Origin of the sequence: Shewanella sp. NKUCC01_JLK, assembly GCF_019345615.1 — a bacterium.
Taxonomy (GTDB): domain Bacteria; phylum Pseudomonadota; class Gammaproteobacteria; order Enterobacterales; family Shewanellaceae; genus Shewanella; species Shewanella oncorhynchi.
The window spans coordinates 141,237-154,503 of the sequence record NZ_JAHKRD010000014.1 but is presented as its reverse complement, the minus strand read 5'-3'; the positions used below and the strand labels follow the sequence as shown (position 1 = coordinate 154,503).

7 protein-coding genes and 4 tRNA genes are annotated in these 13,267 nt (G+C 43.5%); 7 read left to right on the top strand and 4 right to left on the bottom strand.

From position 1 onward, the window contains the following. The 7 genes from KO537_RS16115 to KO537_RS16085 form a co-directional block, all read left to right on the top strand. Positions 1 to 3,934, top strand: a 3,934-nt coding sequence (locus KO537_RS16115; protein ID WP_219234884.1) for a choice-of-anchor K domain-containing protein, incomplete at its 5' end; no start/stop codon positions are given. A 116-nt stretch (positions 3,935 to 4,050) separates the two neighbouring features. Further along, positions 4,051 to 6,228, top strand: coding sequence for a type I secretion system permease/ATPase (locus tag KO537_RS16110; protein ID WP_173496184.1), 2,178 nt, complete (start codon positions 4,051 to 4,053; stop codon positions 6,226 to 6,228). Then, entirely contained in the window at positions 6,225 to 7,607 is a 1,383-nt protein-coding gene (locus tag KO537_RS16105) for an HlyD family type I secretion periplasmic adaptor subunit (protein WP_168825932.1), read from the top strand. The genes KO537_RS16110 and KO537_RS16105 overlap by 4 nt, the downstream gene beginning before the upstream one ends. Before the next feature lie 29 nt (positions 7,608 to 7,636). Further along, positions 7,637 to 9,058 (top strand): TolC family outer membrane protein, encoded by a 1,422-nt coding sequence (locus tag KO537_RS16100; protein ID WP_173247975.1) that lies wholly within the window; start codon positions 7,637 to 7,639, stop codon positions 9,056 to 9,058. Beyond that, entirely contained in the window at positions 9,055 to 9,663 is a 609-nt protein-coding gene (locus tag KO537_RS16095) for an OmpA family protein (protein ID WP_105250449.1), read from the top strand. Before KO537_RS16100 ends, KO537_RS16095 begins: the two co-directional genes overlap by 4 nt. Before the next feature lie 19 nt (positions 9,664 to 9,682). After that, positions 9,683 to 10,390: a transglutaminase-like cysteine peptidase gene (locus KO537_RS16090; protein WP_219234882.1), complete on the top strand. Its 708-nt coding sequence runs from the start codon at positions 9,683 to 9,685 to the stop codon at positions 10,388 to 10,390. A gap of 8 nt (positions 10,391 to 10,398) precedes the next feature. Beyond that, the gene (locus KO537_RS16085) at positions 10,399 to 12,318 is read left to right on the top strand and encodes an EAL domain-containing protein (RefSeq protein ID WP_105250451.1); all 1,920 of its coding nucleotides are present in this window, start codon (positions 10,399 to 10,401) and stop codon (positions 12,316 to 12,318) included. 264 nt (positions 12,319 to 12,582) lie between these two features. On the opposite strand, the gene KO537_RS16080 is transcribed toward KO537_RS16085, so the two are convergent. From KO537_RS16080 to KO537_RS16065, 4 genes are all read right to left on the bottom strand, one after another. Then, positions 12,583 to 12,659: transfer RNA gene (locus KO537_RS16080), tRNA-Pro, on the bottom strand. A 156-nt stretch (positions 12,660 to 12,815) separates the two neighbouring features. Continuing rightward, a tRNA-Pro gene (locus KO537_RS16075) sits at positions 12,816 to 12,892 on the bottom strand. A 32-nt stretch (positions 12,893 to 12,924) separates the two neighbouring features. Then, positions 12,925 to 13,000 (bottom strand) — tRNA-His (locus tag KO537_RS16070). A 53-nt stretch (positions 13,001 to 13,053) separates the two neighbouring features. After that, positions 13,054 to 13,130 (bottom strand) — tRNA-Arg (locus KO537_RS16065). Positions 13,131 to 13,267: the final 137 nt, after the last annotated feature.

The following is a 13,267-nucleotide window of genomic DNA, read 5'->3' as shown; positions in this document are numbered from 1 at the left end:
CACCCTGACGGTCAATGCCAACGGCACCTACAGCTTTGAGCCCGCCGCCAACTGGAACGGCAACTTCCCGGTTGTCACCTACACCGTCACCGACGGCGTCAGCACGGACACCTCGACCCTGACTATCACGGTCACGCCAGATAATGACGGAGTTTCTTTAGGTGGTCTCAATGTCCAAGATGGTGAGCTAACAGTTAACGAAGCTAACCTTTCAACGGGTTCAGCGCCTAATAGCAATGCGCTGACTCAGACTGGTAACTTTAGTTTTACCTCTGTTGATGGATTAGCCTCTATCACCATCAAAGGACAAAGCTTTAATTTGGCGGCATTACTGGCACTCAGCCCCAATACTGCGGTAAACATTACAACTCCTTATGGTGTCTTAACACTGACTGGTTTCACAGGTGATGCAAGCGGTGGCTCCATCAGCTACAGCTACACCTTAAATAATAATGTCGACAATGACTCTCCCCCTGCAACTAACACTAGTTATTTAGATAGCTTTGCTGTAACCGTTGTGGATCAGGATGGTAGCCAAGCAAATGGCAGCCTTGATGTGAAGATTGTTGATGATGTCCCTAATGCCAAAAACGACACAGGCAGTGTCGATGTTATCGTGGATACTTTTATCGTATCTGGCGTTGTGGCAAATTGGACATCATGGACAAATGGCACAAGCGTAACCAGGTTCGATGGTACAAATAATCCTAATGGTGGTGGCACGGATAATGACAGTGGTTTAGATCAGATCAGATGGGGGAATCCAACTAATACCTATCAATCTGGCTATGGTTTTATTGATAATGACAGTGCATTAAATGGTCAGTTCTCATTAAACCAAGATATCATTTTAGGTACTTTTACCCACTATAATTTCCCAGTCTCTTCAGGAGGAGCAATTACCAAAGCAAGCATGGATGTCACTTTCTCGGTTACTGATGCCTATGGGGTAGTCACACCAGTGACCCTTAAAGTCAACTTTGAACACAATGAAACGCCTAACACCAACGATCCTGAAGCATCAAAGGATATTATTAAAGTCAGCAATACGAATGTAACCTTTGAATATCAGGGGGCAATTTATACTCTGCAGGTAATTGGTTTTAGAGATCCAATTACTAATCAAGTTGTGACTGAAATTAGAACGTCTGAAAATGATGCAAGTAGCTATGAACTAGTTGTTCGTGTAGTAGCTGGTAATGGTTATGAATTACCCTCAACTACTGGCAATGTGTTAGCTAATGACATAATCAGTGCTGGTGCTGATGATGATATCACGGTAATTGGTGCCGCAGCTGGCAACCAAACAGGTTCAGGTACCTCTGGCAACCTAGGAACCATTATCCCAGGGCAATATGGCACATTAATCATCTTCGCCAATGGTAGTTACACTTATACAGTAACAGCCAACGCCTCTGCGATTCCTGCTAATGCAACGGAAACCTTTACGTACACCATGCAAGATGCTGATGGTGATAAATCCAGTGCATTACTGACTCTTAATGTAAATACCGTTAATGCAAATACGCTGAAAGCGGCTCAAGATCAAGATAGTGGTCCTGAAGATACTACTGTAATCGGTAATGTGCTGGATAATGATGGCAATAAAAATACGTCAGTAACCCATTTCACTGTTGCTAACAATGCCGCTCAGCATGCCGCTGGTAGTAAAATCACCTTGGCAGAGGGCGAACTGACTCTCAATGCAGATGGTAGCTATACCTTCAAACCTGCCGCTGATTGGAATGGTCAAGTCCCAGTGGTTACCTACACCACCAATACGGGAGCAACAAACACGCTAACCATCAAGGTAACGCCTGTTGATGATCCAACGGTAACTCAGGCAGATAGCAAAACCATTTCTGAGGATGCCTTAGCTAATGGTAACGTGTTGGAAAATGATACGGATGTTGATAGCACATTATCCATTACCAGCTTCCAGGTGAATGGCACAACCTATAATGCCGGTAATGCTTGGTATCAATTACCTGAAGGCAAGCTGCAATTGAAGGCAAATGGTGAATACAGCTTTGATCCAAAAGATCACTGGAGCGGTTCATTGCCTGAAATCACCTACACCACTAATACAGGTGCCACAAGTACATTGAATATCACTGTTAAAGCAGTAGCAGATGTACCTAACCTGACAATTAATGGGTACACCTCTGTTGCTGCTATCAACTTTGAAGATGCCAAATTCTCTGGCAGTTGGGATGGTGTTAAGGCAAATGACATTAAGGGCCTAAATACTATCGGCACTTGGCATACCAGCAATAAAGGTGGCCAAGTTGAGATTGGTTATGAAAGTGTCTACGTCTCTGGTGGCTCCAATAGCAATAAAGTCATGGAAATTGAGTTCAATGGTGGCGATAAAACCTTATATACCGATATTCAAGCGGATGCTGGTCGATTCTACGAACTCGGATTTGATATTGCGGCCCGCTCAGGTAGCGTAAATACCTCTGGACTGACGATTAAGCTTATTCCGCTAGATGCTCAAGGCAACCCATTAAATGCTCAAGCCATACCGCTATACGATTTCGATCCAACGAATGCTAATTGGTTAAGAGATCAAAAGATCACCTTACCTATTGATCACTCAGGTAAATATCGTTTGCAGTTTGAAGGAGATAATGGGGACTCATACGGTGCCTTGTTGGATAACTTAGCGTTTAAAGTGGTAGACAATATGGGCTATCGCGGTGAGTTTATTAAACTCAGCAATATTTCGTCGTCGCTCAAAGATACAGATACTTCAGAAACACTGAATCTTAAGCTGCAAGGCTTACCTGAAGGCGCAGTGCTGAAAGATGCTGCGGGCAACGAAGCTACCGTAGGTGTTGATGGCACTGTAGATATCAGCAACTGGGATAAATCCAGCCTACAGATTAAAGTCACTAGCCATGGCAACTTCACCATCACTGTGGTGGCTACGGCGACTGAAACCAGTAATCAGGACACAGCGCAGAGCACTGCGGACTTCCAAGTCACCGTTCTGCACCCCAACAATGTTGTCGGTGGTCAAAGTGTTGATTCATTCATCATGACCGATTGGATCAATAATACAGCTCAATTTGCCGTTAATTTAGGAGGATACGGTACTGTCGCTTCATCATCCAAGACTCAGTACATTGCTAAAGATACTGAGCTGCTGATTAATGCTGGCAATAGTAATGATTACATCGACCTTGGTGTTTCTACTGCTAACAATATTGTGAACACAGGCAGTTCTTTGCCAAACCTAAATAACCCTGTAGTCACTCAGGCAGAGATCCTTAGTAGCAAATTTATGGCTCAGGATGATATCACCACCGATGCAGGTACATTGATGGCTGATGTGCTGCAGCCACTGCAACCAAAAACTGACACTGTTAACCTTGGTAGCGGTGATGATACAGTCTATGGTGATCAAGGTAGTCAACTTGTCTACGGTGGTAGCGGTGATGACTTACTGATTGGCGGCGAAGGTATTGATGGCTTACGCGGCGGTGACGGCAACGACACTCTGATTGGAGGCCTTGGTAATGACGTCCTGCGTGGTGATAGCGGCGCTGACACCTTCGTATGGCGCTATGCAGAAACGGGTATAGACCATATTACAGACTTTAACGTGAATGAGGACAAATTGGATCTGAGTGACTTGCTCCAAGGTGTAAATAGTAACGACCTAAATGACTATTTAAGCTTTAGCTTTGATGACGGCTCAACTTCAATAACCATTGATACAGATGGTAACGGACCAAACTCGGTAACCCAGTTGATTATTCTTGATGGAGTGGATTTATCTAGAGAGTATGGTGTGACCAGCGATGTTGGTATTATTAATGGCTTACTCGGTACCAATGGTAATGGCCCGTTAATTGTTGATACTCAGCCAATTGTTGTAGACCCTGAGCTCAAGCATGAACCATTGAAAACTACAGAACTATTCTAGAAATAAAATTGTGAACAATTTAGTTTTAATAACTAATTGGATGGCCTATAGAAATATAGGCCATCATGACCGATACTTGCCATAACCATATAAAAATCCAAAGGATAAGTAATTAGGTGTCTGCTGCAGCTTCTGAAAAAATTGATCAATGGACCATTTCAGCCTCACAAAGAGTGTTAGTGGATCCTTTGCTGGATTGTTTAGTGTTACTCACTGAGCATTTTGGCAATCCGTGCTCGAGCGATTCGCTTGCGGCAGGTTTACCCTTGTCAGGTACCGTGTTATCACCCGACTTATTGCCTCAGGCAGCTTCAAGAGCGGGTCTAGCGGCTAAGCTATCTCGAAAAGGCTTAAACGAAGTATCACCTATATTGCTCCCCTGTATTTTATTATTAAAAGACAAAAAAGCCTGTATATTGCGAGAACTTGATGTTGCATCAGATAAAGCAATTATTCAATTACCCGAGACGGGCGGTGAAGAAACACTGACAATTGAGTCGCTCGAAGCCTTATATGTGGGATATTTATTCTTAGTCAAACAAGAATACCGTGGCGACATGGGCTTCGATGTTTATCTACACGATAATAAAACCCACTGGTTAGTACAAACCCTCAAAGATTCAGCACCCATTTATCGTGATGCATTAATCGCTTCTGTATTGGTGAATTTATTCGCCTTAGTTTCACCGTTATTTATTATGAATGTGTATGACAAAGTCGTCCCAAACCTCGCCTTTGAATCCCTTTGGGTTTTAGCGATTGGTGCGGCGATTGCTTATATGTTCGATCTTATCATGCGGCAACTTAGAAGTTACCTCATCGATGTTGCAGGAAAAAAAGTAGATATTATTGTGTCTTCGCAACTTTTTGCTAAAGCGATAGGTATTCCGCTAGAAAAACGTTCTCCTAGTATCGGCGGCATGGCGAAACAGTTAGGTGAATTCGATAATATTCGTGAAATTTTAACTTCGGCAACGATCACAACTTTAGTCGATCTCCCCTTCGCGATATTTTTCTTAATCATTATTTTTATTGTCGCTGGTGATCTCGCTATAGTTCCAGTCATTGGCGGCATCATCATTATTGGCTTCACGCTTTATATTCAACCTAAACTCAAAGCGGCAATCGAAGAAGGCAATAAATTTTCAAGCTTAAAACATGGGCATTTAATCGAGAGCTTATCAGCGCTAGAGTCAATTAAAGCTAATGGTGCTGAAGGAATTGTGCAAAAAAGCTGGCAACAGATGATAGGCCACAGTGCAAACTGGCAATTAAGGTCAAAAAAGCTCTCCAACTCTGTATCGAACGTAGCGAACTTTACGGTGCAATTTACCGTTGTCTGCGTGGTGATTTTGGGCGTTTATCGTGTGGCTGATAATGCGATATCTATGGGCGGAATTATTGCTGCGGTCATGCTATCGAGCCGCGCCATTTCACCTATGGCACAACTTGCAGGCCTGATGACGAGAGCAAACCACACAGCCAGTGCACTACGCCAACTGAATGAAATCATGACTCAAGAAGATGAGTTTGAAAATAAAGGACATTTAGTTAGCAAACAAAGACTCATAGGCAAGATCAATGCTGATCATGTTGGTTTTAGTTATCCCGGTTCTGAAAAGCCTGTGCTGCATCCGATGTCGCTGACGATTAATCCTGGCGAACGCATTGCCATTATCGGTCGAAATGGTTCAGGTAAAAGTACGCTAGCTAAGCTACTGGTCGGGCTATTTCAACCCACGGCAGGAAGCTTGCGCTACGACGGTTTAGACTCAGCACAGATTCATCCGAGTGATTTACGTCGTAATTTTGGCTACCTACCCCAAGATGTCACCCTATTCCATGGTTCTATTCGCGACAATATTTTATTTGGTACACGTCAAGTCACTGAACATCAACTCATCCGCGCGGTACAGCTTTCTGGTGTGAGTCAATTCACCAACCTAGAAGCAGAAGGCCTAGACCAACAGGTCGGCGAAGGCGGCATGTCACTCAGTCGCGGACAAAGACAAACTGTCGCTCTTGCTCGCGCCACACTGAATGATCCCCCAGTGTTACTGATGGATGAGCCTACGGCGAGTTTAGATGCTCGCGCTGAACAACAATTTATTCGTTCAATGCAAAATGTCAGCAAAGATAGAACATTAATTCTTATTACCCACAAGATGCATTTATTGCAACTCGTCGACCGCATTATTGTACTTGAACGCGGCCATGTGGTTGCCGATGGACCTAAAGCAGAAGTGCTAGAAAAACTCAATTTTGGCCTAGTGAACGGTGAGGCTAAAAGATGAGTAAACATTTAACAACAAACGACTTAGACATGGTTGATGATGTCTATGGCGCCATGATGACAGACGCTCCCAGCGGACACAGATTAATCATATGGGCACTTGCTGCTATGGTAGTGTGTTTTCTACTGTGGGCGGGGTTTGCTCAATTAGATAAGGTTACTACTGGAACGGGAAAAGTGATTCCTTCATCACAAGTTCAAGTTATCCAAAGTCTAGATGGCGGCATAATGCAAGAACTCTACGTTCAAGAAGGTGAGATAGTCACAAAAGGGCAGCCTTTAGTGCGTATTGATGATACCCGCTTTCGCTCCGACTTTGCTCAACAAGAGCAAGAGGTTTATGGCTTAAAAACCAATGCTATCCGTATGCGCGCCGAACTCGACAGCATTCTAATATCAGACATGACCTCTGATTGGCGTGAGCAAGTGCTAATCACTAAAGAAGCATTGATATTCCCTGAAGCTATCATTGCTGCGGAACCCGCCTTAGTGAAAAGACAACAAGAGGAATACAACGGGCGCTTAGATAACTTAAGTAACCAACTTGAGATCCTCGTACGTCAAATTCAACAAAGACAGCAAGAAATTGATGATCTCGCCTCTAAAACAACGACATTAACGACGAGCATGCAGCTAATATCCCGCGAGCTTGAACTCACTCGACCTTTAGCCAAAAAAGGTATTGTTCCTGAAGTTGAGTTACTCAAACTCGAACGCACGGTAAACGACTTGCAAGGTGAATTGAATTCAATGCGTTTACTCCGCCCTAAAGTAAAAGCGGCATTAGATGAGGCTATCTTAAAACGCCGTGAAGCTGTATTTGTTTACGCTGCAGAGCTGCGCGCGCAGCTCAATGAAACTCAAACCCGCCTCTCTCGCATGAATGAAGCACAAGTTGGCGCGCAAGATAAAGTCAGTAAGGCGATTATCACCTCCCCTGTTAATGGCACCATTAAAACCACACATATCAATACACTGGGTGGTGTAGTGCAACCTGGGATCGATATTATCGAAATAGTACCGTCGGAAGATCAACTGCTGATAGAAACTAAAATCTTGCCTAAAGATATCGCTTTCTTACATCCAGGATTACCCGCCGTAGTAAAAATTACCGCCTATGATTTTACCCGCTATGGCGGCCTTAAAGGAACTGTCGAACATATTAGTGCCGACACTTCTCAAGATGAAGAAGGCAATAGCTACTATCTCATCAGAGTTAGGACTGCAGAATCTAGTTTAACCAAAAACGATGGCACACAGATGCCAATTATTCCGGGAATGTTAACTTCAGTTGACGTTATCACGGGGCAAAGATCCATACTTGAGTACATTTTAAATCCAATTTTAAGGGCTAAGGACACAGCGCTCAGAGAGCACTAAGCCTTTTTTTATAAACCGGGAGGTTGGTCATGAAGACTTCAGCAATACGACAATTTCAATGTTCAAAGATAGCCATAGTGCTGTCATTAATCCTGTTACCTTTATCGGCTCAAAGTCAGACGTTAGAACAAGCCGTTGCACATACGCTAGATACAAACCCAGATTTACGAGTGGCCTTCAACCGCTTTAAAGCGCGAGAAGAACAAGTTAATCAAGCGATAGCAGGCTATATGCCAACTATTGATGTCAATGGTGGCTACGGTTACGAACAAACCGACAGCGTATCGACACGTAGACGACCCAATATCGGCGAAGTCGATAGCAAAGGGGTGGCTGAATTAAATCCCGGAGAGTTTGGTGTTAGCATAAAACAAATGCTTTTCGATGGTTTCTACACCAGCAGTGAAGTTGATCGTTATAGCTTTGAAGCTAGCGCAGACCAATGGGCACTGCTTGCTGCAGCTGAAGATATGGCACTCGATGTCAGTAAAGTCTATCTCAACTATTTACGCACCGATGAAGTGTTAAAATTAGCCGAGAAAAACCTTAACAGCCATAAAGAAATTTATGACCAGATTAAACAACGTACTGACTCAGGTTTAGGCTCAATCGCAGATCTCTCCCAAATCTCGGGACGTTTGGCGCGTGCTAATGCTAACGTTATTTCTGCTCGCAACAATTTACTTGATGCAAAAGCACAGTACGTCAAAATTGTAGCGTCGGCTCCGACAGACTTAATATTACCAGTGCCAGATGCAGACATGCTGCCAAAGGATCTTAGCTCTGGCATTATTGTTGCGCAAGAGAATCACCCCATACTCAAATCTGCAGCAAACGATATTAGTGCCGCTGAAAATGAACGCTCTTCAGTACAATCCAATTACTATCCTCAGGTTTCTTTAGAACTGAATGGTAACTGGAACAACGATATTAGCGGCGAAGATGGAATATCAGGTGCTGGTGCTTTCCGCAGTGATGTGGGTGGTCATAGTAACGATCTCGTCGCCATGGTGAGGGTGAGATACAACTTATTTGCGGGTGGTAAAGATCTTGCCCGTGAAAAAGAAACTGCTTACAAGTTAGGTGAAGCGAAAGAAATCCGCCAACGTGCCCAACGTGAAGTTGTTGAAGGGGTAAACCTAGCTTGGAACGCATTTGAAATGCTAGCGCCGCAAAAACAATATATTCGCGATCATGTCGTGGCCGCAAAGGATACTCAAACAGCCTATGCACAACAGTTCAACTTAGGCCAACGCAGTCTACTCGACTTATTAGATACCGAAAATGAGCTCTTCGAGGCGCGTAAAGACTACTTACAAGCTGAATATGATGAAGTTATTGCTAAGTATCGCGTGCTCAATTCTACAGGGCGATTATTAGACTCACTTAAAGTCACTAGACCTGATGCGTGGCGCGGAGAGCGCAATTATGAAGGAGGAGCTAACAAATGAAAACTCTCACATTTTTTCTAAGTGTCACTCTTTTAGCTGGTTGTTCGATGCGCGATACGGTTAATATTGACGAAATGGTCACAACTCAAACCTATGATCTATCTGATAAAGATAGCGATGGTGTCATTGAAGCCCGTGAACGCTGCAACGACACCGCCCAAGGGGCAGGTATTGATAACTATGGCTGTGGCAAAATAAAAGCGATTAATGAGCGAAAGGAAATAAATATTTTATTCCCGAATGACTCTGCTTATATTGCGCCTGAGTACTATCCTCAAATTGAAGAGGTGGCTATTTTTCTACGTCAGTATCCAACGACCAAAGTGACTATCGAAGGTCACACGAGTCGCACAGGAACCGATGAACGAAATACAGTATTATCTCAAGAACGTGCAAATGCTGTCACCGCAGTACTGGCTGAACGCTTTAGTATTGATAGAAGTCGATTAACTGCTATTGGATATGGTTCTAGCCGCCCAATTGTTTTAGAACAGACGCCGGAAGCAGAAATTCGTAACCGTCGTGTTGTTGCAGAAGTCACTGGTGATGATACGGCAGCAGACATGAAATGGACAATTTACTCGGTCGATGACAACTCAAAATAAAGGACTAACACATTAGGTTATGAACGGCAGACTTGATTATAAAGATTCATTATTGCGAGTCTGCCGCTTTAGCCTAATAGCGTCAGCCTTAGGCATATGTTGCCTATATGCGGTCCCCACACAAAACCTTGATGAAGTGAAGATAACTTCAACCCTAGAAAAACATTACGGCGAACGTGCTGGAATGCGAGCAAGGGCTTGGTTCAAAGTGTTATCGGAAGCGAGTACGCTAGATGAAAAAGAAAAGTTATTGAAGGTGAATAACTTTTTTAATTTATTCCGTTTTGTGGATGACAGTAAATTATGGGGAGACTCGAATTATTGGGCAACGCCGATGGAGTTTATTGGTGTGAATGGCGGTGATTGTGAAGACTTTTCGATCGCAAAATACTTCACCCTACTCCAACTTGGTGTTCAAGAGGACAAGATGCGGATCACTATGGTTAAAGCCACTACGGTTAATCAATACCACATGGTATTGGCTTACTATGAAACACCATCATCAATTCCTTTAGTGCTCGATAATCTTGACCATGAAATAAAACCCGCCACAAAAAGAAAAGATCTACTGCCTGTTTATAGCTTTAACGGTAAACAGTTATGGCTCAATAAAGAGCAAGGTCGAGGCGTACTGGCAGGGTCCTCAAAACGATTAGAAAAATGGAACGATCTTAACCATAGATTAGGTGTTGACCGTCTTAGGCAACCAAAATTAAAACTGGAGTAGCACCAAAAATGACACTGTTTAGACAGATTTATTCGCTGCTTTTTAGCCTATTCTTGCTTGTAGTTGCAAGCCTTGGCTATGTGCAATTCACTGAGACTCAAAGCTTTTTAACAAAGCAAATGGAGTCCGATCTAAACAATGCCAGCACTTCACTCGGTCTAATGCTTACACCAGCACTCGAAGCCGGCGATACCGCAGCGGCAGAAACCTTAGTGAATGTTATTTTTGAAGGTGGTTACTATCAAAATGTAAAATTGACTTGGATGGTTGATGGTAAGCAACAAGAGTGGAATAATCCTTTAAAAATTGAAGATGTCCCTCAATGGTTTATCAATCTAGATCTGTTTAAAACCATAAAAAAACAAAGCACTATCACCTCGGGTTGGCTGCAGCTAGCACAGCTTGAAATCACTGCTCATCCTGGTTTTGGTTATCATGAACTATGGCGAATCATGTCCAATACCATCATAGCCTTCTCACTACTTTTTCTCGTTGCTATTTTTACAGCAAGAGTAGGCTTAACATGGATATTGAAACCTCTCCACACCCTGTCTGAACACGCAAAAAGTATCGCAGCACGCCAATTTGGTCCAGACATGGCACTCCCCAAAACAACCGAATTAAAAGACTTAGTAACTGCATTTAACAGCATGTCAGCTCAATTGAAACAAGTGTTCCATTCTCTTGACGAAGAGGTTGGCGCGTTACGTAAGAAGAATCTTGTCGATCCCGCGTCAGGCCTGCCTAACCGCCAATATGTAGTAAGCCGTTTAAATGGTTGGTTAAGTGAACCTAGCAGCGGCGCTTTATTCCTCGCCAAACTCGACTGGCTCGAAGAAGTGCACAGTAAATATGGCTATCAAGTTCGAGATGAAACCATACGGATCCTCGCAGAAAAGTTTCAACAGCAATTAAACGAAATAACGCCTTCGGTCATAGGGCGTATTGCCGCCTATGAATTTGCATTTTTAGTGACCGATGTTGAACACGATCAGATCAGTAAATATTTACAAACACTTATACGTACTATCAACCAAGAAATGTCAAAGGCAGGGTGTAAGCCCAACGAAGACTTTGCTATCGGTATTGCGGAACGTATTGGGCAAATGAATGTGTCGGATATTTTGGCCCAAGCCGACAATGCCCTTCAAAAAGCGTTACAAGAAAATAAAACCTTCCACTGGTTTGAAACCACAGAGCAGCAATTATTCACCCGCGAGCAATGGCGCGATAATCTCAGCCATGCTATCAGCAATAAGAAGTTTAAGTTTAGATGGCAACCCATCCAATTTTGCGATGGTGATGGCATAGCGCAACGGGAATTGTATTGCCAATTAGAGCTTGGTGATCAACTCGCTCATGCAGGGCAATTTATGCCGTATATCGAGTTATTATCACTTGGTGCCTTACTCGATAAATGCTTAATTGAAACTGTCTACGAGCAAAAACTGCTCGAGCGGAGCTATGAACCGCTCGCAATTAACTTAACCCACCAAAGTATTAACGATCCTCAGTTCCATGAGTGGCTAAATCAATTTTTGCGAAATGCCACATTTATTGAGCGCATCTGCTTCGAAATCCCTGAGGCTGGTGTTTATAGTGATCTTAAGTCATGCCAGCACTTATGTAACATCATTCGCGATAACGGTGCTAAGTTTGGTATTGACCACTTTGGTCGTCAGTTTGGCTCTATGTCTTATCTACAGGAATTAAGACCTAGCTATGTGAAGCTGGATCAATCCTTCGCCTACTATGATGAGACACACCACAATAGCGAATTGTGCCGCGCCCTAATCAACGTAGCAAAAGGATTGGACATTCAAGTCATAGTGACGGGTATTCAAGAAAAAGCTCAGCTAGAACGTTTTAACGAGCTTAGAACAGATGCCTATCAAGGCTTTATCGCCCCGCCAGTGAATCTTGACTAAGCCGTATTATTAAGAAGTGATGTTTGCAAACAAAAAGCTCCGTAAGGAGCTTTTTGTTTTTCTACGGTTGAGTGACTATGCCGATACAGTTCTGCTCTGCAAGTCTGCCAGGTGTAAATAAGAACTGTGGCCAACTTCTATACTCATTAAGGATGCGCTATCAAGCGACAACAAACATGATAATGTCAGTGAGTAGTTCCATTTCGCCAATGCAAAAAAGCCCCAGTGCATTCATTAATGAATGCTGAGGCTTTTCTACTTATTTGGTCGGTGATAGAGGATTCGAACCTCTGACCCTCTGGTCCCAAACCAGATGCGCTACCGGACTGCGCTAATCACCGTAAATTTTGTACTATTGTTTACATACGCTTAGAGGGTTCACCCTCTCGTCCACTTTCATCCAAAACATCAGGATGCGTTATCGGACTGCGCTAATCACCGTAAAACATTAACTATTTACTTAACTTACATTAAGCTCGCTAGCCACGCGAAGAATTTGGTCGGTGATAGAGGATTCGAACCTCTGACCCTCTGGTCCCAAACCAGATGCGCTACCGGACTGCGCTAATCACCGAGAATGAAAATCTTTATATCAAAGTAAATGAATGGGGTGACTGATGGGGCTCGAACCCACGACAACCGGAATCACAATCCGGGACTCTACCAACTGAGCTACAATCACCACTGATTTTCACTTACTTTACTAACCTTAAAGCTCACAACTCTATTCGGAAGTGGTGCGCCCAAAAGGATTCGAACCTTCGGCCTCACCCTCCGGAGGGGTGCGCTCTATCCAGCTGAGCTATGGGCGCTCGCCTTGGTTAGCGCCGCATATACTAGGGTCAAATCCCCTTTGAGTCTATAGCTGTTTTGCACTTTTTTTACTGACTGCTCAAGTTTTATCACATTAGCTGACTTTTAAAGCGGAATGCAGCCAAAATATGACTTG